This is a genomic window from Streptococcus mitis, from assembly GCF_002096815.1.
Lineage (GTDB): Bacteria > Bacillota > Bacilli > Lactobacillales > Streptococcaceae > Streptococcus > Streptococcus mitis_AD.
This window is the reverse complement of the sequence record NZ_NCVJ01000020.1, coordinates 112,820-137,548: the sequence shown is the minus strand read 5'-3', so window position 1 is coordinate 137,548 and position 24,729 is coordinate 112,820. Positions and strand designations below refer to the sequence as shown.

Here is a 24,729-nt window from a genome sequence, read left to right as displayed (position 1 = left end):
GGTGAGCCGAAGCCGACGACGTATTATTTTGATTTTTGAAGAGTTTTAGAAATACTACGATTTTTACCTTCAAGATACACCATCAAAATAGAAATATCTGCTGGGTTTACTCCCGAAATACGGCTGGCTTGGCCGATGGTTTCTGGATTGATAAGTTTGAACTTCTGACGGGCTTCCGTCGCGATAGAATCAATATCATCCCAGTCAATATTGGCTGGAATGCGTTTTTCTTCCATGCGTTTCATCTTGGCAACCTGATCCATAGCTTTTGAGATGTAACCCTCGTATTTGATTTCTGTTTCAATCAATTCGATAATCTTGTCATCCAAGTCCTCTGCAGCTGGTCCGATAAAGGCAACCACATCTTTGTAAGAAACTTCTGGACGGCGAAGGAATTCCTTGGCTGTCACTGCATCGGTCAACGGCTTGAAGCCCATCGCCTCAACCTTGGCATTGATTTCCTTGATCGGCTTGAGTTTGATACTGTCGAGGCGCTTCATCTCATTTTCAAATTGATTTTTCTTAATTTCAAAGCGAGCCCAGCGTTCATCATCCACAAGGCCAATCTCGCGTCCCATCTCAGTCAAACGCATATCGGCATTGTCATGACGGAGAATGAGGCGGTATTCAGCACGACTGGTCAATAGACGGTAGGGTTCAATGGTTCCCTTGGTCACCAAGTCATCAATCATGACCCCAATATAACCGTCACTACGCTTCAAAATCAACTCAGGCTTGCCTTGGACTTTCAAAGCCGCATTGATCCCAGCGATAATCCCTTGGCCAGCAGCTTCTTCATAACCTGATGTTCCATTTGTCTGACCAGCAGTGAATAGACCTGAGATTTTCTTGGTTTCCAGAGTCGCACGCAACTGGTGTGGCAAGACCATATCGTACTCAATGGCATAACCTGTTCGCATCATTTCAGCATTTTCCAAACCTTTGATGGAATGAACCAAGTCACGCTGGACATCCTCAGGCAGACTGGTTGAAAGTCCTTGAACATAGACTTCCTCTGTATTGCGCCCTTCTGGCTCAAGGAAGAGTTGGTGACGTTCCTTGTCCGCAAAGCGCACAATCTTGTCTTCAATCGACGGACAGTAACGAGGCCCCACTCCCTTAACCACACCTGTAAACATAGGCGCACGGTGGAGATTATTTTGAATAATCTCATGACTGGTACCGTTAGTATAGGTCAACCAACATGGCACTTGGTCTTTGACATAATCCTCATCACGTGAAGTGTATGAGAAATGATTAGGCGCTTCGTCTCCTGGCTGAATTTCTGTCACATCGTAGTTGATTGAAGAAGCCTTGACACGTGGAGGCGTTCCTGTCTTGAAACGACCAATTTCGAGGCCCAGTTCCTTGAGATTGTCAGCAAGGTTAATAGAAGCTAGGCTGTGGTTAGGACCTGATGAGTACTTGAGGTCTCCAATGATAATTTCCCCACGGAGGGCTGTCCCTGTCGTCACGATAACAGCCTTAGCAGCATATTCTTGATGGGTCGCTGTACGCACACCGACAACCTTGCCATCTTCCACCAAAATCTCATCAATCATGGTTTGACGAAGGGTCAGATTTTCTTGATTTTCAACTGTCTTGCGCATTTCCTTAGAGTAAAGCTCCTTATCAGCCTGCGCACGAAGGGCACGAACAGCTGGCCCCTTCCCTGTGTTGAGCATCTTCATCTGGATGTAAGTCTTGTCAATAGTTTTGGCCATCTCGCCACCGAGGGCATCAACTTCACGCACGACAATCCCCTTGGCAGAACCACCGATAGAGGGGTTACAAGGCATGAAAGCCAGCATTTCAATGTTGATAGTCGCAAGCAAGACCTTACAGCCCATACGGCTGGCAGCCAAGGAAGCCTCAACCCCAGCGTGTCCCGCACCAATTACAATAATATCGTATTCTTCAGTAAAATTATAAGTCATATTTCTCTCCTATTCCTCAAGATGAATGTGTCTTAGTTGGCCGTCCCAATCGGGTAAGGCTGTTTTTAAAAAGGCTGGAACTAACTGAAAATCCTCGAGTTTATCCAAATCAATCCATTCGCAAGGTTGCGTTTTCTCATCTTCCTGCATGGTCAATGGGGCATCCTCAAACAAATCCACCAGATAATGAAACTCGATATTGTGATAGGAAATACCGTCTTGTTCAAAACGATTTTCAACCACGAAAGCTAGCTGTCTAGCCTCAGCTTTGGCACCCAGTTCTTCCCTCACTTCACGGACTACAGCGTCCTCCGCTCTTTCATTGACTTGAATCGCACCACCGATAGTGTAATACTTGTCCTTATCTCTGGTGACTAGAAGCTTGCGATTTTGGATAATCAAGGCTGTCGCCCGAACACCAAAAACTGTATTTCCTATTTTTGTCCGAAAGTCTTGCTGAGTCATTTTTATCCTTTCCCTTAAACGACACAAAAACAGTCAAAACTCCAAAGAAGTGCAGGGCAAAAAAGCCTGCAACATCCATGAGCTTTGACCATCATTTCTATTGCTTTTATTATTGTAGCAAATTGAGAAAATTTGTCAATCTAAATGTACTGACAAACTTGTCCATCGCGGTAGGCATTGTCAATCAAACCACCACCTAGACACTCTTCCCCGTCGTAAAAGACAACTGCCTGACCTGGTGTGATGGCGCGTTGCGGTTCTGCAAAGATAACCTCTGCCTTGTCTCCTTTGACATGGACGGTCACCTTAGAATCAGGCTGACGATAGCGGAATTTAGCCGTACATTCTATCGTAAATTCCTCTGGCATCTCACGAGTAAAGTGAACTTGACTGGCTTCTAGACTGGTTGACATGAGCGAATCATGATAGAATCCTTGTCCTACATAGAGAATATTCTTGCTTAGGTCTTTTCCGACAACGAACCAAGGGGCATTGTCACCACCGTGTTGCCCACCGATACCAAGTCCACCACGCTGACCAATCGTATAGTACATAAGCCCAGCATGCTCGCCCATATCGCGACCATCCACAGTCATCATGCGACCAGGCTGAGCTGGCAGGTAGTTACTGAGGAAATTTTTAAAGTTCTTTTCTCCGATAAAGCAAATCCCTGTCGAGTCTTTCTTCTTAGCAGTTGCAAGGCCTGCTTCTTCTGCTAGTCTGCGAACTTCTGGCTTTTCCAAATGTCCTAGTGGGAACATGGTTTTTTGAAGTTGTTCTTGCGAAAGTTGGCTGAGGAAATAAGTCTGATCCTTGCCATTGTCCACGCCACGAAGCATGTGAACGATGCCATCCTCATCACGCGCCACTCGGGCATAATGCCCAGTCGCTACATAGTCTGCCCCCAAGGTCATGGCATAGTCCAAAAAGGCCTTAAACTTGATTTCCTTGTTGCACATAACATCTGGATTTGGCGTGCGTCCTGCACGGTATTCCGCTAGGAAATACTCAAAAACGCTGTCCCAGTACTCTTTTTCAAAATTGACAGAGTAGTAAGGAATGCCGATCTGGTCTGCTACCGCAGCCACATCCTTGTAATCTTCGGTCGCCGTACAGACGCCGTTTTCATCTGTGTCGTCCCAGTTCTTCATGAAGATACCGATCACATCGTAGCCCTGCTCCTTGAGAAGAAGAGCTGTCACCGACGAATCAACACCACCACTCATCCCTACGACAACACGTGTTTTAGAGTTCTCACTCATGGTAAGTCTCCCATCTATTCGTTTATTCACGATTGAAGGTCGTGTGTGCTTAACGATTGAAGGTCGCTTGAGCAGTATTCATTATAACATGCTTGGTTGGAGAAGACAAGAAAGAGGATGTCAATCGACCAACCTCTTTGTAAATACATATATAATTGTTTAAAAAGAGGGTAATTTATAGCTTAATCCCTCTACTGCTTATTATCTTATTTATAAAATAAACTAAAAATGATATACTATATTGAGGAGGAATACGTACATGATCCCTTAAAGATACTACCATCCATGTACGTAGAACGATTGTGAAAAACTACAAAGATATTCTAAAATCAAAAAATACCATTTTTACTATTATCATTGTCGCAAGTATTGGACTTTTAATTGGTCTAGTCATTCACCAAGAAAACATCTTAACAGAAAGAGGCAATATTGCTTTCTTCAAACGGCAAAAAAATGAACAAGATGTCGAACAAGTAAAAAAAGCCATCAAAGATTTTAATATCGATTCTGAAACAATTATAGAAGATTGGAAAAGAATTCAAGAATTGAAGCCAAACACTGACGAAGGCAAGCAAACATTAGCAGACTTTCTTACTACTACGTCCGATAAAATCACCAATCATTATAGCGAAAAAGCTTTAAAAATGGATATAAAGGAATCCGATAGTCAGTTTGAAGATAAACAAACACTTGAAACAGCCATCACTTCCTTACAAAAAATACTAGAAATCATTAAAAGTGTTAACTCCACAAGCGAACAAGCCACTATTGATGAAAAAATAAAACCCATCCAAGAACTAATTTCTAAATTCCAAAAGCAAGTTGAAGTCTTGACCAAAAAAGAAGGACAAAAGACTGACAAAAAAGAAACAGGAACGACTAGTAGCGAGGGGGAAAGAGAAACCTATTCTTCAGGAGGAGGGAGCTACACTCCAACCTATACTGAGTCAAATGGGAGCAGATACAGTTCACAAGCGCCTGCAAGCGAACCACCTTCATCTAATAGTGCTGGCAGCAGCGGAAATGATGTGGCAAGTACACAAAATCAAGCAGCTAATACTTCAGAAGCTCAAGCAGAAACTAATACCAATAGTAACAATGCTGAAGTTCCCACAATAAACAGTGATGATCTCGCTAGTTTAGGTGGCGGAGTTACATCATTCGGTCAGCAGTAAGCAATCGGCTATCACTAATTTAATTGTCTTTTATCGAACAAAGTATATAAAAGGCTAACAAAAACTAACTTCTAAATAAAACCACACTGTCATTCCAATCTTGAACATAATCAAATTGAATGGAATACTGTGTGGTTTTTGAATTGTTGAACATTCAGAGATTCCATTTTTGGGGCAATTGTCTATCAGAATGTCCTTTTATCTGTCAATAATCCGAGAAAATCTTGTCGTTTCAAGTCGGAGAAATGTTTGGCGGAAAGACTTCCCTTTTGAAGTCCATCATCTCTGACCTGCAAATAATAGCTATGTTGGCTTGTTTTAATTGTCAAAAAATCGCCCAATACAAAAACTCTTTTCCAGTTGCGAATCTCAAATTCTTTCATCTCTGATTTTGGAATGCGGATAAGTCCTTGCCGCAAATCGCGATGGTGCTCACTTGTGAAAGTCATCCCATTCCCAAGATTTTTTATCAGCAGTTCATCTGGAGTCACCATCACCAGCGCTATTTTAGTTAAGAAAATTTCAACTGTTGGTGGTAAAATCGCCAAATTAAACCAGGGATGTAGGTAGCGATAGGCTAAGAAATAATGAGGCTCCTCACCCAATTCTAGTTGTTTATATAAGGCCTTGACCTCACTATCTAACCTCGCTTCAAAAGACACATCCGAATGCTCTTCTTCCTTCCTCTGATTAAGATAACGCATCCAGACTAGGAAACCTATAAAGACTAGGACAAATATTCCTGATAAAAGATATTTTAAATTGTAGTTCATCACTTAACCTCCTGATTCACGACTCTACATAAAGCAGAGGCCTATTTATTTTGAAAATAGTTCCATCACAACTTTAAATAAGACGGGTGTCATTAAAATTAGGATAATTCCTATCACAAATATCATAACTACTCGAAAAAGTTCCTTATTTTTAAACATTTTATCCCCCCTTTTCTAGCTACATCATAGTACTGTTAAGCCCATTTTAAAATTATACCAATCTTATTTTAGTTTTATTTTCTACTTTTTATATTACTATGATACAATATTTTTAATAGGATTTTATTATTTGTTAACTTTTTTCACGAAAAGGAGTCAATCATGCGTTATGATTTCGGAAAGGTCTATAAAGAAATACGTGAGTCAAAAGGATTGACCCAAGAAGAGGTCTGCGGAGATGTCCTTTCAAGAACTAGCCTATCAAAGATTGAAAGTGGCAAGGTAACTCCCAAATATGAAAACATGGAATTTCTTCTCCGACAGGTTAATATGAGTTTTGAAGAGTTTGACTACATCTGCCATCTCTATCAGCCGAGCCAACGGACAGAAATCATGCAAACTTATCTCAATATGAATTCCATCATTGGTGGCAGTGGTCTAGTTGATTTTTTTGAAACATGCCAAAACTATCTCAAGACCCATCACGACCTGCCTATAGAAGAAATCAGGGATATGCTTGAAGTTGTCATTCATATCCGTCAACATGGTACAGAGAAACTGTCAGATCAAGTGAAACAAACTGTCAAAAAACTTTGGGAAAAAATTGAAAAACAAGATACATGGTATGAAAGTGACCTAAAAATCCTCAATACCATCCTTTTCAGCTTTCCTATTGAACACCTCCATCTCATCACTGAAAAAATCTTGCAACGCTTGGAAGTCTATAAAAACTACCAACATTTATATGACTTGCGAATGGCAATCCTACTCAACCTTTCCACCATTTACTTATATCATCAAGACAGAAACATGTGTCAACAAATCTGCTATACTTTACTAGAGGATGCCAAGAACAAGAAAAGCTACGATATGCTTGCTATCTGCTATGTCCGTATTGGGATTTGTAGGGATGATGCTAAACTTATCCAAAAAGGGTTCTCCCTTCTAGAGCTGACCGATGAAACTTCCATTCTAGCCTTTCTCAAAAAAGAAGTGGAGATCTATTATCAACCGAAAGAAATATAAAAAAGTCGAGGGATTTCCTCGACTTTTTCAAATTATTCTGTTCATTATTTCTTAATACCAGCCGTTGTTAAGCCAGAAGTTTTTAGCAGCTGACCATGAACCGTAACGTCCTGCAACGTAAGCATCTGCTACACGTTCTTGGTTTTCAGCTGAGTAGTCACCGTTCAAGTATGAATCTGTCAATTGGTAACGTCCAATGTATTGGCCGTTTGTAGCTGTATAGCTACCACCTGATTCTTTTTGTGCAATCCATTCTTTAGCTTCTGCTTCAGATCCACTTACAGTTGCAGCTGGTGCTGAAGTTTCTGCTGCAGCAACAGTTTCTTCTGCTACAGGAGCGCTTGCAGCTGGTGCTGCTTCTTCTACTACTTCTGTAGTTTCTGCTACTGGAGCTGAAACAGTTTCATCTTGAGCAGCTGGTGCCGCATAAGTAGCTGGCGCTGGTGTTGCAACAGGTGCTACAGGACCATCGATAACCAACTCTTGACCAACATAAATCAAATGAACGTTGTCGATGTGGTTGTTTTCTGCCAATTTCTCAACAGTTGTGTTGTGAGTTTCAGCGATTTCTGAAAGTGTATCACCTTCTTTAACAGTGTAAGTTGATGATTCTTGAGCAGATACAAATGATGGAGCAAATACTGCAAACAAGGCAGCTACTCCTGCAAGAGTTGTTTTAATCTTTTTAGTTGTTGATTTCATATTTGAAAATTCTCCTTCTTTCTATAGTTCTATCATACCCTTTAAATATTACCGTTTCTTGACACTTTTATGTAGAAATATTACAAAATTATTTTTTATTTCTCTAAATAAGCCATTTTTTGTTACAAAAGATGCTTTTTTATGCTATTTGTAGTGTAAAAAGGTTTTCATCCACAATTAAAGCCAAGACCTTCATTCTTTGATATAATAGAGATAAGAATTTTTATAAGGGGAAACTGATGAAATCACTTCGTTTTCAATCTGTCTTTGATATCATCGGACCAGTTATGATTGGCCCATCTAGTAGCCATACAGCTGGTGCTGTTCGTATTGGGAAGATTGTCTCTTCCATTTTTGATGATACTCCGACAGAAGTCGAATTCCAACTATTTAACTCATTTGCCAAAACCTATCGTGGTCACGGAACAGACCTAGCCCTTGTTGCAGGTATTTTGGGCATGGATACAGATGATCCTGAAATCCCAAACAGCCTGGAAATTGCCCACAAGCGTGGCATCAAGATTGTCTGGACCATTCAGAAAGACAGTAATGCTCCTCATCCAAACACCACTAAAATTACCGTCAAAAATGCTCACAAGACCATCAGTGTGACTGGTATTTCTATCGGTGGAGGAAATATTCAGGTAACCGAACTCAATGGCTTTGCCGTCTCTCTCAATATGAATACACCGACTATCATCATTGTTCATCAAGATATTCCAGGTATGATTGCCCTCGTAACAGAGGCACTTTCCCGCTATGATATCAATATCGCCCAGATGAATGTTACTCGTGAAAAAGCTGGTGAAAAAGCCATTATGATTATCGAAGTTGACAGTCGCAACTGTGATGAGGCCATCGAAGAAATTCGAAAAATCCCTCATCTCCACAATGTCAATTTCTTTAAATAGGAGGAAGCATGTTTTATTCTATCAAAGAATTGGTCGAGCAAGCAGATCTGGACTTTCAAGGAAATGTCGCAGAACTCATGATTACAACAGAGTTTGAATTGACCGGTCGCGAACGTGAAGAAGTCTTCCTTCTCATGGAACGCAATCTGGAAGTCATGAAAGCCTCTGTCCAACTTGGCCTCAATGAAAATAAATCTCGTAGTGGCCTGACAGGTGGAGATGCTGCCAAATTGGATCACTACATCAAAAACGGAAAAACTCTGTCAGATTACACGATTCTCTCTGCTGCCCGAAATGCCATTGCAGTCAATGAACACAATGCTAAAATGGGCTTGGTTTGTGCCACTCCGACCGCAGGAAGTGCTGGCTGTCTGCCCTCAGTTCTAACAGCTGCTATTGAAAAATTAGACCTCAGCCACGAGCAACAGCTGGATTTCCTCTTTGCTGCTGGTGCCTTTGGACTAGTCATCGCAAACAATGCCTCTATCTCAGGGGCTGAAGGTGGCTGTCAGGCCGAGGTTGGTTCGGCCTCTGCTATGAGTGCTGCAGCCTTGACTCTAGCTGCCGGTGGAACACCTTATCAGGCCAGTCAGGCCATTGCCTTTGTCATTAAAAATATGCTAGGCCTCATCTGTGACCCTGTTGCCGGCTTGGTCGAAGTTCCCTGCGTCAAGCGCAATGCTATGGGAGCTAGCTTTGCCTTCATCGCAGCAGACATGGCCTTGGCAGGTATCGAATCTAAAATTCCTGTGGATGAAGTTATCGATGCCATGTACCAAGTAGGAGCAAGCATGCCAACTGCCTTCCGTGAAACAGCTGAAGGTGGTCTCGCTGCCACCCCTACTGGTCGTCGCCTCCAAAAAGAAATTTTCGGAGAATAAGTTTATCAAATAGGAGAAACCATGACCTCTATCACAGCGATCTTTTTCGATCTGGACGGAACCCTCGTTGACAGTTCTATCGGGATTCACAATGCCTTTGCCCATACCTTTAAGGAGCTGGGGGTGCCTAGTCCTGATACCAAAACGATTCGTGGTTTTATGGGACCACCCCTCGAAAGTAGTTTTGCGACCTGCCTTCCCAAAGAACTAATCTCTGAGGCAGTTCAGATATACCGTTCTTACTATAAGGAGAAAGGCATCCATGAAGCTCAACTCTTTCCTCAGATTGTAGTCTTGCTTAAGGAGCTATCAAGCAAATATCCTCTTTATATCACCACTACAAAGAATACCCCTACCGCTCAAGATATGACTAAAAACTTGGGAATCCATCATTTCTTTGATGGCATTTATGGCTCCAGCCCTGAAGCACCTCATAAGGCAGATGTCATTCGCCAAGCCTTACATACACATCAACTAGCACCAGAACAGGCCATCATCATCGGAGATACCAAGTTTGATATGATGGGAGCTCAAGAAACAGGCATTCAGAAATTGGCCGTCACTTGGGGATTTGGAGAGCAAGCAGACTTGCTAAACTATCAGCCTGATTATATCGCCCACAAACCCATAGAAGTTTTGGAGTATTTTCAATAATATAACGGAGACTGGGCAAATACTCAATTTCATACTCTTCGAACCACGTTAGTTTTCTCTGTAACCTCAACGCTGTGCTTTGAGTAACCTTCGGCTAGCCTCCTAGTTTGCTCTTTGATTTTTATTGAGTATCAGAATAAAATGAAGCAAGTTTACACATAACAAAACGCATATTACCAAGGTTTTTCAAGACCTGATAATATGCGTTTTTCTTTTTTATTCAACGTGGGTTGTTTGATTGGCAAAGGCAATAATGGCTTGCTTCAACTCATCTCCACTAAGAGTGCGGAACTCTTCAATCTTTTGATCGATGGCTTCTAGAGGCATGACATTAACCTTACCAACGAAAATCTTATCCATAACTTGGTTATCAACAAGTTCGGTTGATACCAAGAGTTCTTCGTAAAGTTTTTCGCCTGGGCGGATTCCAACTTCAACGATTGGAATTTCGCTTTCGGTGTGGCCACTTAGAAGGACCATTTTCTTGGCCAAGTCATAAATCTTGACTGGTTTACCCATATCAAGGATAAAGACTTCCCCATCCTTGGCATAAGCACCAGCGTGAATAACCAAACGGCTAGCTTCTGGAATAGTCATAAAGTAACGGGTCATGCGGAAATCTGTCACCGTTACAGGACCGCCTTCAGCAATCTGACGTTCAAAGACTGGAATGACACTACCACGGCTACCAAGAACATTTCCAAAACGAACTGCACAGTAGGTCGATTGGCTACGTTGGTTAAAGCCAGTGACAATCAACTCAGCCACGCGCTTGGTTGCTCCCATAACATTTGGTGGATTAACCGCCTTATCTGTCGAAATCATAACCATCTTAGGTACTTTGGCTTCATCAACAGCCTTAGCAACGTTGTAAGTTCCACGGATATTGTTTTTAAAGGCTTCTTTTGGATTGCGCTCCATCATAGGAACGTGCTTATGGGCAGCCGCATGATAAACAATAGCTGGCTTGTACTGCTCAAAGACTTGCAACAAGCGGTCATAGTCTTGAATATCCGCAATAACTGGTACATAATCAATCCCTTGGAACTTGCGAATCAATTCATGATAAACAAGGTAGATTGAGTTTTCCCCATGACCGAGCAAAACAATGCGTTCAGGATTGAAACGGCTAACTTGTCGACAGATTTCAGAACCGATTGAGCCACCAGCACCTGTAACCAAGATTGTCTTACCTGTCAGTTCTGCGCCCAGACGCGATTCATCAAGACGAATTTCCTGACGGCCCAAAAGGTCTGTGATATCAATCTTCTGGAATCCTCCACCTGCTTGGTGAAGTCCCTGAACAACGGTTTCAACCTTAGGCATCTTGTAACATTTGACACCCAGCTTATTACACATCTGCAAGATACGTTCATATTCTGACGGGTCAAGCGACGGAATCGCAACGATGACACGCTCGATTTGATGGCGTTTGGCTAATTCAGGCAGATCATCATATGAACCCAAAACAGGAATTCCACCAAGTTTTTGGCCCTTTTTCTTAGAATCCTTATCCAAAATACCGACAAGTTCTAATTCACTAGTTGGATGTTGGTAACTATCCATAAAGAGAGCTCCACCATCACCGGCACCAATCAAGAAAGTCCGACGGTGTTCTCCATCACCACTTCCCTTTTTGCGTTTGGAGTAGATTAACTGCCAAGTAATCCGTGGCAATAAAATCAAGAAAGTACTCAACAAGATAAAGAGGAAGATAAAACGGATAGAGAAGAGGGGCAAGAAGGCATAGCAGATACTATATGACAAGATACTGCTAGCAGTCACACCAAAAAAGATTTTCATGAAATCCGTAATCTTGCTGTAACGACTGATACTAGCGTTCAACCCCCAAAATCCAATCATCAATTGATAGAACAGGAAGGCCAAACTTGTATATATAATGTAGTCAACAGGTGCTGGATTAATCAATCCGTAGAATAAAATATAAGATACAATGATGGAAACCACCATACTCAAAATATCAAATATTCCCCAGAAAACCTGTTTTTGTTGTTTATTTAAAATTTCCACCAGATCAATCACATAATCTGTGAGTTTTTTATTCATAGAAATTTACTCCTCCTTAAAAGAGTTTTACTATATTGTTATTGTAGCACATTTTAATTTATTTGGCTTATTTTTCCAAATAAATTACTGTTCCCTTGTACTCTTTCTTCCATTTAAATCCTCTAATCAAACCTACAATCGTTCCAAGGCCATAAGCACAGTGAATGGAAAATAAAAGAAAGGGCATCACAATTAGAAATCCATTTTTATGTTTTAATAAAGTCAGCAAAGTGAGTAATGACAAAAGTAGAAAATAGGCACCTAATTGTAAAGTTATGAATACGAATGTGATCGGTAACAATGCTAGACTAAACACAAGACTCAAAACAAATAAACAAGGAACATAGTGAAATAATGATAAACACTTAGGCTGAACATGACTTGTCAAGCCAATCCACAAACCATTTGAATACTTTTGATGCAGCATTTTCTTGAATGTTGGTCGAATATACTGATAAGATAGAATACTTGGGCTATAGCGGATTTTATAACCATGTTCTCGAATTCTATAATGAATATCATTATCTTCAGTTCGGCCAAGTTGCTCATTTACTAAACCAACCTTCTGGAAAACCTCTCGTTTATACATCCCATGAAAAATAGAAGAAACATATCTATCCTCGGAACTCTTTCGATAATTGGCAATGCTACTGCCAAACATATTTTCCTCAACAAGATGCAAGGTCTCTGCCCATTTTCCCTTTCCTTCAACAATCGTCGGTCTAGGTCCCCCACAGACTGATTCACCTTGTTGAATAACAGCCACATTATTCATTACAAAACTCTCAGTAACTTTTGAATGAGCATCAATTTTTAAAATAAGGTCCCCTACAGAATGTTTAACTCCCAGGTTAAAACCACTAGCTTGATTTTTCTTAGGATTGTTATACAATCTGATTGAGTTAAACTCTGTGTCTTCTTTTATAAATTGCTGAATGATGGCTGTTGTCCCATCTGCAGACATAGCATTTATAAATAGAATTTCAATATTTTCTTTAGGATAGGTTTGATTTTTTAAGTCTTCAATTAGACCAGGCAGATATTTTTCTTCATTGTATGCACTGATTACAATGGATACGAGAAGACTTTCAACATTTTGAGTCACTACTACTCTCCTGAATTTTTCCTTCCACTATTTTATCATAATTTTCAAGACTTTCCCATTTTTATCTTGAAAGCCCAAAACCTTACTTGACATTATAAGGAAAAAACCTTAAAATAAGCTGTTATTAAAATCAGCTAGAAGAGGTAATATATGAAAAAGCAATCACTCTTTTTTGTTCCAGGTATTATCCTGATTGGTGTTTCCTTGCGGACTCCTTTTACTGTTTTACCCATTATTTTGGGAGATATTTCGCAAGGGCTGGGAGTAGAAGTTAGTTCGCTTGGTGTCTTGACCAGCCTTCCCCTCCTCATGTTTACTCTCTTCTCGCTATTTTCTACCCGACTGGCTCAGAAAATCGGCTTGGAGCATCTCTTCACCTACAGCCTTTTCTTCTTGACTATCGGTTCTCTCATTCGACTAATCAATCTGCCCTTGCTCTATCTAGGAACCTTGATGGTTGGGGCAAGCATCGCAGTCATCAATGTTCTGCTTCCTAGTCTTATCCAAGCCAATCAACCCAAGAAAATTGGTTTTCTGACCACCTTATATGTAACCTCTATGGGGATTGCAACGGCTCTGGCCTCCTATCTGGCTGTGCCTATTACACAAGCCAGTTCTTGGAAAGGACTTATCATCCTCCTCACCCTGCTCTGTCTAGCAACTTTTTTAGTATGGCTCCCAAATCACCGCTATAATCACAGACTGGCTCCACAAACCAAACAAAAAAGCAAAACAAAGGTCATGCATAATAAACAGGTCTGGGCAGTTATTGTCTTTGCAGGTTTTCAATCCTTACTCTTTTACACCGCTATGACCTGGCTACCTACCATGGCTATCCATGCAGGCCTATCCAGTCACGAAGCTGGCTTGCTGACCTCTATCTTCTCTCTGATTAGCATTCCTTTTTCAATGACCATCCCAAGCCTGACAACTAGTTTATCTACTCGCAACCGTCAACTCATGCTCACTTTGGTCTCACTAGCTGGTGTGGTCGGCATTTCCATGCTCTTTTTCCCGTTCAATAATTTCATTTACTGGCTTGCCATCCATCTCCTCATCGGAACCGCAACCAGCGCCCTCTTCCCTTATCTCATGGTCAACTTTTCACTCAAGACAAGCGCCCCTGAAAAGACTGCCCAATTGTCTGGCTTATCTCAAACAGGAGGCTATATCCTAGCAGCCTTTGGGCCAACCCTCTTTGGTTACAGTTTTGACCTTTTCCACTCATGGGTACCAGCTGTAGCGGCCCTCTTGCTCGTCGATATCCTGATGACTGTGGCCCTCTTTACAGTGGACAGAGCTGATAAAATCCTCTAAACTTCTAGTTTTTCCTAGAAGTTTTTTATATATAAAAATTTTACACATTTCTCTTGACAGGGCTTTCATTTAGATGTACAATGTATGTGTAGAAAAATTATATATAAAAATCTTACACATTAGAAAAGGAGGTTTCCCATGTACTTTCCAACATCCTCTGCCTTGATTGAATTTCTCATCTTGGCCGTACTGGAGCAGGATGATTCTTATGGTTATGAGATTAGCCAGACCATTAAGCTGATCGCTAATATCAAAGAATCTACACTCTATCCTATCCTAAAAAAATTGGAAGGCAATAGCTTTCTGACAACCTATTCTAGAGAGTTCCAAGGTCGCATGCGCAAATACTACTCCTTGACAAATGGTGGTATAGAACAGCTCGTGACCCTGAAAGATGAATGGGCACTCTATACAGACACCATTAATGGCATCATAGAAGGGAGTATCCGCCATGACAAGAACTGAATACCTGACTCAGCTAGAACTCTATCTCAAAAAACTGCCTCAGGCTGACCAAATTGAAGCCATGGACTATTTCAGGGAACTCTTTGACGATGCTGGAGTCGAAGGAGAAGAAAAACTCATCGCTAGCTTGGGAACTCCCAAAGAAGCGGCCCACGAAGTTCTCTCCAATCTTCTCGATAAAAAAATCAATGAAGCACCCGCTCAAAAGAATAACCGACAAATTTTGCATATCGCCTTGTTAGCTCTCCTTGCAGCCCCTATCGGTATTCCTCTGGGAATCGCCATCCTCGTGACCCTGTTCGCAATCCTTGTGGCAGCCTTGACTGTCATCTTGGCTTTCTTTGCGGTTTCCATACTTGGTATCATCGGCGGATTCCTATTTTTAGTTGAAAGTTTCACTGTCTTAGCCCAAGCTAAATCAGCCTTTATCTTGATTTTTGGTGCTGGTTTACTGGCTATCGGTGCTTCTTCACTAGTCTTACTAGGTATTTCCTATGTAGCTCGCTTCTTCGGTCTACTCATTGTTCGCCTGGTGCAATTTGTTCTCAAAAAAGGAAAGAGAGGTGACCAGCATGCGTAAATTGACAAAAGGATTTCTCATTTTTGGTGTGGTGACTACCGTTATCGGATTTATCCTGCTCTTTGTAGGCATCCAATCTGACGGAATCAAGAGCCTACTTGCCATGTCCAAGGAACCTGTCTATGATAGTCAGATGGAAGAGCTGACCTTTGGCAAGGAAGTCGAAAACCTAGATATTACGCTCCACCAACACGCGCTCACCATCACAGACTCTTTCGATGATCAAATCCACATTTCTTATCATCCATCTATTTCTGCTAACCATGATCTTGTCACAAATCAAAACGACAAAACTCTAAGCCTCACTGATAAGAAACTGTCTGAAAGTCCATTGCTCTCTTCTGGAATTGGCGGGATTCTCCATATCGCAAGTAGCTACTCTAGTCGTTTTAATGAAGTTATTCTCCAAGTTCCAAAAGGAAGAAGTCTAAAAGGGATCAACATCTCAGCAAATCGCGGTCAAACCAGTATCACTAATGCTAGTCTTGAAAATGCGACCATCAATACCAATAATAGCTATCTCCTCCGAATTGAAGGAAGTCGTATCAAAAACAGTAAACTCACAACACCAAATATTATTAATATCTTTGATACAGACCTTACAGATAGTCAGCTAGAGTCAACAGAACATCACTTCCACGCTGAAAATATCCAAGTTCACGGCAAGGTGGAATTGGTGGCGAAAACAGACCTACAACTGCTACTTTCCGAAGAAGAAAAACAAAGAATCAACTTAGATCTTTCAACAAAACATGGTTCTATTCTTCATTTTTTAAGAGAAGGAAGGCGTTCGTTTAAAAACGAAAAAAACAAAGATGAACGATTAAGCAATCCTTATAAGACAGAAAAAGCAGATGCAAAAGATCAACTCATCGCCAGAGCAGAACAGGATATCTATCTACTCAAATCAGAGGAACACGAGTCTTCTTCTAGAAATCGTTGACAAAAGCGCTTACATCTGCTACTATGGAAGCATATTTATCTAACTAAAAAGGAGGTTCTACCATGAAACAAGAATGGTTTGAAAGTAATGATTTTGTAAAAACAACAAGCAAGAACAAACCTGAAGAGCAAGCTCAAGAGGTTGCAGACAAGACTGAAGAAACGATAGCCGATCTCGATACACCAATTGAAAAAAATACTCAAGTAGAGGAGGAAGTCTCTCAAGCTGAAGTCAAACTGGAAAGCCAGCAAAAAGAGACAATTGAAACGCCTGAAGACGGTGAAACGAGAACAGAAATAGAAGAAAAGAAAGCATCCAATTCTACTGAAGAAGAGCCAGACCTTTCTAAAGAAACAGAAAAAGTCACTATAGCTGAAGAGAGTCAAGAAGCACTTCCTCAGCAAAAACCAACCACGAAAGAGCCCCTTCTTATCAGTCAATCCTTAGAAAGTCCCTATATCCCCGACCAAGCTCCAAAATCTACGGATAGATGGAAAGAGCAAGCGCTTGATTTTTGGTCTTGGCTAGTGGAAGCAATCAAATCTCCTACAAGCAGTCTTGAAACAAGTAGCACACACAGTTACACAGCCTTTCTTTTGCTCATTCTGTTTTCTGCATCTTCCTTTTTCTTTAGTATCTACCACATCAAACATGCTTACTATGGACATATAGCAACTATGCATAATCACTTCCCTGAACAATTTGCTTCATTAAATCTCTTTTCGATTATCTCTATCCTAGTAGCAACAACGCTCTTCTTCTTTTCATTCCTCTTGGGCAGTTTCGTTGTGAGACGATTTATCTACCAAGAAAAGGACTGGACGCTAGAAAATGTTCTCCAACAATATAGTCAACTCTTAGCCATTCCAATCATCCTCACTGCTATTGCTAGTTTCTTTGCCTTCTTTGACAGCCTACGATTTACAGCCCTCTTGTGTGTGATTAGCATTGGAATCATTCTGCTTGCCAGTCTCCATATCATTACAAGACCAAGTCAAGCCAGTGAAACCGACTCCTTCTATCAATTATTCTTGTCTGTCCTTGTGAACGGAGTGATTATCCTCCTCTTCTTTGTAGCTGAAGTAGCACTGATTGGGGATTATCTTCGTATCTTGGCCTTTCTTTAAACTTCATACTCTTCGAAAATCTCTTCAAACCACGTCAGCTTCTCCTTACCGTATGTATGGTTACTGACTTCGTCAGTTTCATCTACAACCTCAAAACAGTGTTTTGAGCAGCCTGCGGCTAGCTTCCTAGTTTGCTCTTTGATTTTCATTGAGTAGCAATCCTGTCTTCCATGGCAGGATTTTTTCTATGTCAAAAAAGCAAGTCGATTGACCTGCTTCTACTTTACTTTTCTTGTGCTAATGCTTTAAAATCTTTTTCTAAGATGGGTTGGATTTCTAATTGATTGGCGTCTAGTTGGTGGTAAGATGCTGATGGTAGTGACTCTAGGAATTTTGCATAGTCCAAGCGAGCAATGGCTTCATAGTCTTCTGGTTTAGAGCCATCTCCTGTGATTTGAACCAAGTCAATTTCCCACTGGACTTCCTTATCCACCAATTGCTCAATATAGGCTGCAGGAACAAATGGTTCTCTCGGTAATACTGTCTTGACTCCTTGAGCCAGATGGTAAACACCGTGAACTTGTCCTTCTCCATCCTGATAGAAGGAAACTCTTGCAAAGTAGGCATCTGTCTCTTGAACCGCACGTACACGTGCTTCAAACTGAGCCAAGCCATCTGCCTCTAAAAAGCTCTTCAAGTCCTCATGACTAAAGAAAACAGGATTAAAGATTCCTTGACAAATCGTAAAACGAGCTGCAGCGTCTGCAATATGAGTTTGAATACTTGCTTGGAAATAAGCTTCAAAATCAAAACCATCTAGTCCTTCAATCTCAGTTCCTGTATAAGCAAGCAGAGCATCTAAAAATGATTTGATAATCTGCCAGTCTGTCTTCGTGAGTAGGTCAGGAAGATCGACACGGTAAGCCTTTTGACCATCAGCATAACTGACCTTAAAAAGGAATTGTGATTGCCCCACTATCGCACACTCGATATACTCGAGACGATTAAGAGGCTGACGGAGATAGACAGTATCATAGCTATGTGACTCCAAACCATCTACCAAGGCCAAGAGCGACTTGGCAGTCAAAATTTCCTGTTCTCCTAAAATGCTCTGTTTATTTGGAATAAAAAATGTTTTCGTCATAACTGAACTCCTTTGAAATCGTTTACATATAGTATACCTTATTTTCCTGAAAGATACAGAAACAAACTTTAGATTTTTGAGTAAAAAGCATAGAAAAACAGCCCCTAAGGACTGTTTAATCTTATACAGTAGCTACTTGGTCCAAGCTTTCACCGATAGCGGCTAGGCGCTCGATAACTTCAGCTTGTGTCAATTCATGTTCTGAAACATAGCGGTTACGTGGGTGAACACGACACTCGTGTGAACATCCACGAAGGTACTTGTCTTCATTTTCTTCTGATGTCAAGATACGACGGTTACAGAATGGATTTCCACAGTTGACATAACGTTCACATGGTGTTCCATCAAACCAGTCTTTCCCTACGATGGTTGGGTTGACATGGTTGACATCGACTGCGATACGCTCGTCAAAGACGTACATTTTCCCATCCCAAAGCTCACCTTGGACTTCTGGGTCTTTACCGTAAGTTGCGATTCCTCCGTGCAATTGGCCGACATCTTTGTAGCCTTCACGGACCATCCAGCCTGAGAATTTCTCACAGCGAACCCCACCTGTACAGTAAACCACGACACGCTTGTCCATGAATTTTTCCTTGTTATCACGGACCCATTGTGGCAACTCACGGAAGTTGCGGATATCTGGGCGAATAGCCCCACGGAAGTGTCCTAGGTCGTACTCATAATCGTTACGTGTGTCAAGGACAACTGTATCTTCGTCAAGAAGAGCTTCTTTGAACTCTTTTGGAGACAAGTAAGCACCTGTTGTTTCAAGTGGGTTGATGTCATTGTCAAAGTCGTTGTCTTCCAAACCAAGGTGGACAATCTCTTTCTTGTAGCGAACAAACATCTTCTTGAAGGCTTGTTCACTTTCTTCGTCAATCTTGAACCAGAGGTCTTCCATACCTGGGAGGCTGTGAACATAGTCCATGTATTTTTGAGTTGTTTCATAATCCCCTGAAACTGTTCCGTTAATTCCCTCGTCAGCGACTAGGATACGGCCTTTAAGGCCGATTGATTTACAGAAAGCCAAGTGGTCTGCAGCAAATTGCTCTGCATTTTCAATTGGAGTATAAAGGTAGTAAAGTAAGACACGAATATCTTTTGCCATAAGATTTGTTCTCTTTTCTATTCTTAAATTTTCAGAATTTTTCATCTAACTATACTAGTATACCTGCTTGAGAAAACGAATGCAATTTATTTGACTGGAAATTGTAGAAAGATGCTTATCCCTGCACTTCATCAGTAACCATAGCGAATAGCAGATAATTCTCTCAATTTTTTGATCTGCTCGGATTGACTTTCTGATAACATCAGCTTATTGTCAATCAATACACGTGAGATGTCAACATTCATTTGACTCAATATAAATGGGGTAGAGGTCCCATCGTCCTCTAATCGTCTTTTATAACTCACTAACTGATTTTTCAAAGGAGTCAGTTGAGGCGTATCCTTTATATCTTCCAATAGATAATCTATGATAATCATGGCTTCACAACGTCTTTCGCTTCCTCCAGCAAACCATTTTAATGGTGTCATACTCATTTACCTCCTTAAGTTGAAAAGCTGTCATTCCTAACTCTCGCGCCAGTATTTACCCAAACACCCTCTGTAAAAAAGTCAGCAAAAATGGTAATGTTGCGAAAATATTATTAATCACATGCACCGCATAGGATGGATAAATGCTCTTGGTATAGCGGGTCAAACTAGCAAAGATGATGCCAGATGTTGCAAAGACGAAGATATCTAACAAACTAGGCAGGCTTGAAAAATGAGGAAGAGCAAATAAAATTGACGGAAGAAGCAAATCAAGGCCAAATCTCGAATGCTTAAAAAAGGCGTGTTGCAGTAATCCTCTATAGATTAGCTCTTCCATAAGTGGAGTCAGGAAGAACAAAGTTATATAGATACCTAGCTCAGCAAAGTTGGTCCCACTATAACCGATCAATACAGCCCAACCTTCAGCAGTTGACTGAACATGTTTAGCTGTCTGAACGTTAAAAGAGATCTGGAGCACTACCACTAATACTGTCAAAATCGAATACCAAAGCCATTTTTTTCTTGGAATGCGAAAGAGATAGCCATGGCCTGTCTTAACCAGAATCCAAATCATGACTCCGCTAAATAGCAAACTCAAGAGATTTTGAATCCAGACGAAATTGCCAATCTGGGAAGAAAATTGCCAATAATTTTGAACAATAAGCGTCAGCTTAGCAAGTCCAAATACGAAAAACAGGTAAGAGAAGACTGCACTTATTTTGAGTAGAAGCTGATACTTTTTCATTTGAACCCTCCTTTGTAAACTCGAGACATCTCTAATATAAGCTATATTTTCCTAAATCCTTACTCCAAATCCTAAATGGTGCTTGAGATTTCCTGAATGGTTAAATAGGGATAAGAGAAAACATGGATATCTATGTTCTTGTTTCAAAAAATCACTGCCTCCCCCAGATAAGCCTGAGGAAAACAGTGATTCAGTTTTTAGGAATTAGGAATGAATACACGAAATCAATTAATCTTATGATTTTTTGTTTTTCAAGAATTCATCGTATTGTTTTTGCATTTCGTTCAATACTTTATCGTAGGCACCTTCAGATTTCAATTTTTCCATCAATTCTGGAATAGCTTTGTCTGGGTCTACAGTACCAGTGTTGATAGCTGTATCGAATTGTTGCATTGTGTTAGAGATTGCTGAGATTTCAGATTTCACACTGTCAGTGTTAAAGATGAATCCAAGCGCTGGAGATTCTTTAGCTTCTGCCAATTGTTTCTTAGAATCTGCAATTTGTTGGTCTGTAACGTTTTCGTTGATGTAAAGGATCCAGTTGTTACCAGTGTTCCATCCACCCATGTGAGTGTTTCCTTTGTAGCCATCAAGAACGCGTACACGGTTTTCTTTACCTTCAATTTTTTCCCAGTTCTTGCCTTCTGGACCGTAAACAAGACCGTTCAAGAGTTCTGGGTTAGTGTTCAAGAGGTTCAACACTTCCATTGATTTTTCTTTGTTCTTAGAGTTGTTTGAGATTACAAAGTTAGCAACTTGTGTTGTTTGGTTTTTCTTGATGAAGTTAGTGATTGGTTTGATTTGGATGTCTTTGTTTGCAACACGTGAAAGCAAGCTGTTACCATAGTCAGCTGGTCCTACTGTTTCTTCACGAACGAACCAAGTATCTTGTTGAAGGTCAAATGAAGTATCGCTTGTTGCTACGTCTTTTGGAATGTATCCAGCTTCATAGAATTTGTGAAGAGTCTTCAAGTGTTCTTTAAAGCGAGGCACTTCGTAACGGTTTACGATCTTAGTAGTGTCCCCTTCAAGGTCGATAACGAATGGAAGTCCGTTTGGAACTGGGTAGTCAAAGTTATCAGATGGGATGAAGTTTTTAGTAACCGCAAATGGCACTACATCTGGAGCTTTTTCTTTGATTTGTTTCAAGACTGGTTCAAGTGTTTCATATGAAGTGACACCTGAAATATCGATACCGTATTTAGCAAGGAGAGTTCCGTTGAAGGCGAAGTTTTGAGATGATGCAACGTTGGCTGCAACTGGAACTGCGTAAATTTTACCGTTAATACTGTTACCTTTGATGTAAGCTGGGTCAAGTGCTTTATAAAGCTCTGCCCCTTCTTTCTTATACAAGTCAGTCAAGTCAGCATAGGCACCTTTTTGAGCATTTACAACATAGTTAGATGCAAAGGCGATATCGTAGTTTTCACCAGATGATGTGATAACTGACATTTTCTTATCATAGTCACCCCATCCAAGATATTGGATATCCAATTTAGCACCAACTTTTTCACCGATGATTTTGTTAGCATTTTCTAGCAATTCATCCAAGTTATCTGGTTTGTCACCGATTTGGTACATTTTGATAACAGTTTTTTCACCTGAAGCTGAGTCAGCAGCTTTTTTGCTGTTACCTGAAAGGTTTCCACAAGCAGCGAGACCAGCAGCCAAAGCGACTACGCTAGCAGATGCAAAAGCATATTTTTTCCAGTTTTTCATGACAAAAACTCCTTTTTTTTATTTTTAAACTTATAAACAATGTAATGATCTTAACTTCACGCAAGGGAAGTTTGGAAATGAGAAATGATTTTTCTCGACAAGTACTATTCTTTCACACCACCGATAGTCAAACCTTTTACAAAGTAGCGTTGGAAGAATGGATACAGAATCGCGATTGGAAGGGTTGCGACTACAACCATGGCCATACGACCTGTTTCTTTTGGAAGAGCAACTCCCAGTTGACCAGATAGACCGACTGCTTTGGCGATGTAGTCCATATTTTGCTGGATTTGCATGAGCAAATATTGCAATGGATACAAGTTGTCACTCTTGATGTAAAGAAGGGCGTTGAACCAGTCATTCCAGAAACCAAGAGCTGTCAAGAGCGTGATGGTTGCGATACCTGGTAGTGACAATGGCAAACAGATTTGGAAGAAGATCCGAGCCTCACTAGCACCATCGATACGAGCGGATTCTAGAATAGCTTCTGGAATGGTCTTCTTGAAGAAGGAACGCATCAATATGATGTTAAATGGTGAGAGAAGCATTGGAACAATCAAGGCCCAAACTGTATCACCAAGTTGAAGTAAACGAGTTACCACGATATAGCCCGGTACCAAACCAGCATTGAACAACATACTAAGAAGGGCAAAGATTGTAAAGAATCTGCGATACTTAAAGGTTGTCCGTGAGATAGCGTAGGCATAGGTTGTTGTGATAAAAACGTTTGTGATAGTCCCCACCACTGTTACAAAGACTGAGATGAAGAGGGCTTGGAGAATTTTATCCTTAAACTGTGCCAAAAACTCAAAACCGTCTAATCCAAATTGGGATGGGAAGAAGCTATATCCATTTTGGAGGATACTCTTTTCATCTGTCACCGAAATAACGATAACGAATACAAAGGGTAGGATACAAGAGAGGGCAACCAAACCAGAAATGGTACTAAAGAAGATATCTGCTTTCTTACTGAAGGAGTGAATGCCGACATTATCAATTTTTTCTTTTTTAATTTTCTTTTCTGCCATATTCTCCTCCTTTCTAGAACAAGGCTGAGTTTGGATCAACTCGTCTTGCCAGTAAGTTTGATAGGATAACCAGAATCAAACCGACTACTGATTGATAGAGACCTGCCGCTGAAGCCATCCCGATATCTGCTGTCTGAGTCAAACCATTATAAACATATACGTCCAAGACGTTGGTTACGTTATAAAGCTGACCAGCATTGTGGGGGATTTGGTAGAAAAGACCGAAGTCTGCACGAAAGATATTTCCGACTGCAAGGATGGTCAATACAGTTACCAATGGTGTCAACTGCGGAATGGTTACATTGCGAATTCGTTGCCATTTGCTGGCTCCGTCCACTGTCGCTGCTTCGTAGTAGGTTGGATCAATTCCCATGATTGTCGCATAGTACATGACACTGCTATATCCAAAACCTTTCCAAATACCTAGGAAAAGTAGGAGATATGGCCAGATGCCCAAGTCAGCGTAGAAATTGACTTCCTTCATTCCGATAGATTCTAGGAAATGGTTGAATACCCCTTTATCAATGTTTAGGAAGGCATCTGTAAAGAAACTGATGATAACCCAAGACAAGAAGTAAGGGAACAACATAGAAGTTTGGAAAATCTTAACCATTCTCTTAGAACGGAGTTCACTGAGGATGATAGCAATCCCTACAGATACAATCAAACCGATAAAGATAAAGCCGAGATTGTAGAGGACAGTATTTCGTGTGATAATAAAGGCATCTTTTGAACTAAACAAGAATCTGAAATTATCGAGTCCGACCCATTTACTATTCACGATACTATCTATAAATCCATTACTGGTCATGTGGTAGTCTTTAAAGGCAACCACGTTCCCAAATACTGGAATGTAGAAGAATAGAGTCAACCAGAGTGCCCCTGGCAAAACCATCAAGAGAAAGATCCAGTTGTCTCTCAAGGTTTTTGAAAACTTATTCATAATTTCCTCCCTTTTTATTTTGATATCTATCTAAAAATTCCTTTTTAGACTTTTGATAACGATTACATTATTAGTATACTCCTATTTGAAGGTTAGGTTAAACTACTAATTATAGAAAAAACTCC

The 24,729-nt window shown here is 40.7% G+C and carries 25 protein-coding genes; 10 read left to right on the top strand and 15 right to left on the bottom strand.

The annotated features are described in order from the left end of the window. Positions 1–23: 23 nt before the first annotated feature. From mnmG to mnmA, 3 genes are all read right to left on the bottom strand, one after another. A complete protein-coding gene (mnmG, locus tag B7696_RS05965) occupies positions 24–1,937 on the bottom strand; it encodes a tRNA uridine-5-carboxymethylaminomethyl(34) synthesis enzyme MnmG (RefSeq protein ID WP_084862719.1) in 1,914 nt (637 codons plus the stop codon). A gap of 9 nt (positions 1,938–1,946) precedes the next feature. Next, a complete protein-coding gene (locus B7696_RS05960; protein WP_192856288.1) occupies positions 1,947–2,402 on the bottom strand; it encodes an NUDIX hydrolase in 456 nt (151 codons plus the stop codon). 140 nt (positions 2,403–2,542) lie between these two features. Beyond that, the gene (mnmA, locus tag B7696_RS05955; protein WP_084862715.1) at positions 2,543–3,664 is read right to left on the bottom strand and encodes a tRNA 2-thiouridine(34) synthase MnmA; all 1,122 of its coding nucleotides are present in this window, start codon (positions 3,662–3,664) and stop codon (positions 2,543–2,545) included. 302 nt (positions 3,665–3,966) lie between these two features. On the opposite strand from mnmA, the gene B7696_RS05950 reads away from it, so the two are divergent. Then, complete coding sequence (locus tag B7696_RS05950) at positions 3,967–4,839, top strand: hypothetical protein (RefSeq protein WP_000800788.1); 873 nt, start codon at positions 3,967–3,969, stop codon at positions 4,837–4,839. A gap of 185 nt (positions 4,840–5,024) precedes the next feature. Here B7696_RS05950 and B7696_RS05945 read toward each other — a convergent pair whose 3' ends face one another. Then, positions 5,025–5,612 (bottom strand): hypothetical protein, encoded by a 588-nt coding sequence (locus tag B7696_RS05945; protein ID WP_033685617.1) that lies wholly within the window; start codon positions 5,610–5,612, stop codon positions 5,025–5,027. Between the two features lie 321 nt (positions 5,613–5,933). On the opposite strand from B7696_RS05945, the gene B7696_RS05940 reads away from it, so the two are divergent. Beyond that, positions 5,934–6,797: a helix-turn-helix domain-containing protein gene (locus B7696_RS05940; RefSeq protein ID WP_001268144.1), complete on the top strand. Its 864-nt coding sequence runs from the start codon at positions 5,934–5,936 to the stop codon at positions 6,795–6,797. Positions 6,798–6,848: 51 nt separating this feature from the next. Here B7696_RS05940 and apf read toward each other — a convergent pair whose 3' ends face one another. Continuing rightward, positions 6,849–7,499, bottom strand: coding sequence for an aggregation-promoting factor (gene apf / locus B7696_RS05935; protein WP_000843470.1), 651 nt, complete (start codon positions 7,497–7,499; stop codon positions 6,849–6,851). A 239-nt stretch (positions 7,500–7,738) separates the two neighbouring features. Here apf and sdaAB point away from each other — a divergent pair, with 239 nt between their 5' ends. From sdaAB to B7696_RS05920, 3 genes are read left to right on the top strand one after another with little or no spacing between them, the layout of a single operon-like run. Continuing rightward, the gene (gene sdaAB / locus B7696_RS05930; protein WP_000838909.1) at positions 7,739–8,410 is read left to right on the top strand and encodes an L-serine ammonia-lyase, iron-sulfur-dependent subunit beta; all 672 of its coding nucleotides are present in this window, start codon (positions 7,739–7,741) and stop codon (positions 8,408–8,410) included. An 8-nt stretch (positions 8,411–8,418) separates the two neighbouring features. Beyond that, positions 8,419–9,291, top strand: coding sequence for an L-serine ammonia-lyase, iron-sulfur-dependent, subunit alpha (gene sdaAA, locus B7696_RS05925; protein ID WP_000500041.1), 873 nt, complete (start codon positions 8,419–8,421; stop codon positions 9,289–9,291). A gap of 21 nt (positions 9,292–9,312) precedes the next feature. Next, positions 9,313–9,945, top strand: coding sequence for an HAD hydrolase-like protein (locus tag B7696_RS05920; RefSeq protein ID WP_078238069.1), 633 nt, complete (start codon positions 9,313–9,315; stop codon positions 9,943–9,945). A gap of 216 nt (positions 9,946–10,161) precedes the next feature. Here the strand turns inward: B7696_RS05920 and B7696_RS05915 are convergent, their stop codons facing one another. Together B7696_RS05915 and B7696_RS05910 are read right to left on the bottom strand one after the other, a co-directional pair. Further along, positions 10,162–12,012: a polysaccharide biosynthesis protein gene (locus B7696_RS05915; RefSeq protein ID WP_084862713.1), complete on the bottom strand. Its 1,851-nt coding sequence runs from the start codon at positions 12,010–12,012 to the stop codon at positions 10,162–10,164. A 67-nt stretch (positions 12,013–12,079) separates the two neighbouring features. Then, the gene (locus B7696_RS05910) at positions 12,080–13,117 is read right to left on the bottom strand and encodes a glycosyltransferase family 2 protein (RefSeq protein WP_414300525.1); all 1,038 of its coding nucleotides are present in this window, start codon (positions 13,115–13,117) and stop codon (positions 12,080–12,082) included. A gap of 150 nt (positions 13,118–13,267) precedes the next feature. Between B7696_RS05910 and B7696_RS05905 the strand changes: the two genes are divergently transcribed. The 5 genes from B7696_RS05905 (at position 13,268) to B7696_RS05885 (ending at position 17,549) form a co-directional block, all read left to right on the top strand. Then, on the top strand, positions 13,268–14,434 hold the full coding sequence (locus B7696_RS05905; RefSeq protein ID WP_084862711.1) for a CynX/NimT family MFS transporter: 1,167 nt from the start codon (positions 13,268–13,270) through the stop codon (positions 14,432–14,434). Between the two features lie 138 nt (positions 14,435–14,572). After that, positions 14,573–14,899 carry a PadR family transcriptional regulator gene (locus B7696_RS05900; protein ID WP_000273858.1) on the top strand — a complete coding sequence of 109 codons (327 nt, stop codon included), beginning with the start codon at positions 14,573–14,575 and terminating at the stop codon, positions 14,897–14,899. Beyond that, positions 14,886–15,479: a DUF1700 domain-containing protein gene (locus B7696_RS05895; RefSeq protein ID WP_084862708.1), complete on the top strand. Its 594-nt coding sequence runs from the start codon at positions 14,886–14,888 to the stop codon at positions 15,477–15,479. Before B7696_RS05900 ends, B7696_RS05895 begins: the two co-directional genes overlap by 14 nt. Continuing rightward, the gene (locus B7696_RS05890; protein WP_084862707.1) at positions 15,472–16,422 is read left to right on the top strand and encodes a DUF4097 family beta strand repeat-containing protein; all 951 of its coding nucleotides are present in this window, start codon (positions 15,472–15,474) and stop codon (positions 16,420–16,422) included. The genes B7696_RS05895 and B7696_RS05890 overlap by 8 nt, the downstream gene beginning before the upstream one ends. A 62-nt stretch (positions 16,423–16,484) precedes the next feature. After that, entirely contained in the window at positions 16,485–17,549 is a 1,065-nt protein-coding gene (locus tag B7696_RS05885) for a DUF6574 domain-containing protein (protein ID WP_084862705.1), read from the top strand. On the opposite strand, the gene B7696_RS10570 is transcribed toward B7696_RS05885, so the two are convergent. From B7696_RS10570 to B7696_RS05845, 8 genes are all read right to left on the bottom strand, one after another. Further along, the gene (locus B7696_RS10570) at positions 17,546–17,698 is read right to left on the bottom strand and encodes a hypothetical protein (RefSeq protein WP_084862703.1); all 153 of its coding nucleotides are present in this window, start codon (positions 17,696–17,698) and stop codon (positions 17,546–17,548) included. The two genes, B7696_RS05885 and B7696_RS10570, sit on opposite strands and share 4 nt — an antisense overlap. 74 nt (positions 17,699–17,772) lie before the next feature. Then, a complete protein-coding gene (locus B7696_RS05875; protein WP_084862702.1) occupies positions 17,773–18,633 on the bottom strand; it encodes a DUF4299 family protein in 861 nt (286 codons plus the stop codon). 121 nt (positions 18,634–18,754) lie between these two features. Continuing rightward, positions 18,755–19,741: an oxygen-dependent tRNA uridine(34) hydroxylase TrhO gene (gene trhO / locus B7696_RS05870; RefSeq protein ID WP_084862700.1), complete on the bottom strand. Its 987-nt coding sequence runs from the start codon at positions 19,739–19,741 to the stop codon at positions 18,755–18,757. Positions 19,742–19,872: 131 nt separating this feature from the next. Next, positions 19,873–20,169, bottom strand: a complete 297-nt coding sequence (locus B7696_RS05865) for a bacteriocin immunity protein (protein WP_179211337.1) — start codon at positions 20,167–20,169, stop codon at positions 19,873–19,875. Between the two features lie 55 nt (positions 20,170–20,224). Beyond that, positions 20,225–20,914, bottom strand: coding sequence for a CPBP family intramembrane glutamic endopeptidase (locus tag B7696_RS05860; RefSeq protein WP_084862696.1), 690 nt, complete (start codon positions 20,912–20,914; stop codon positions 20,225–20,227). A gap of 234 nt (positions 20,915–21,148) precedes the next feature. Further along, positions 21,149–22,633 carry an ABC transporter substrate-binding protein gene (locus B7696_RS05855; RefSeq protein ID WP_084862694.1) on the bottom strand — a complete coding sequence of 495 codons (1,485 nt, stop codon included), beginning with the start codon at positions 22,631–22,633 and terminating at the stop codon, positions 21,149–21,151. Between the two features lie 104 nt (positions 22,634–22,737). Next, positions 22,738–23,661 (bottom strand): carbohydrate ABC transporter permease, encoded by a 924-nt coding sequence (locus B7696_RS05850; protein WP_000818353.1) that lies wholly within the window; start codon positions 23,659–23,661, stop codon positions 22,738–22,740. A 13-nt stretch (positions 23,662–23,674) separates the two neighbouring features. Continuing rightward, a complete protein-coding gene (locus tag B7696_RS05845) occupies positions 23,675–24,604 on the bottom strand; it encodes an ABC transporter permease (RefSeq protein ID WP_049515574.1) in 930 nt (309 codons plus the stop codon). Between the last annotated feature and the right edge of the window lie 125 nt (positions 24,605–24,729).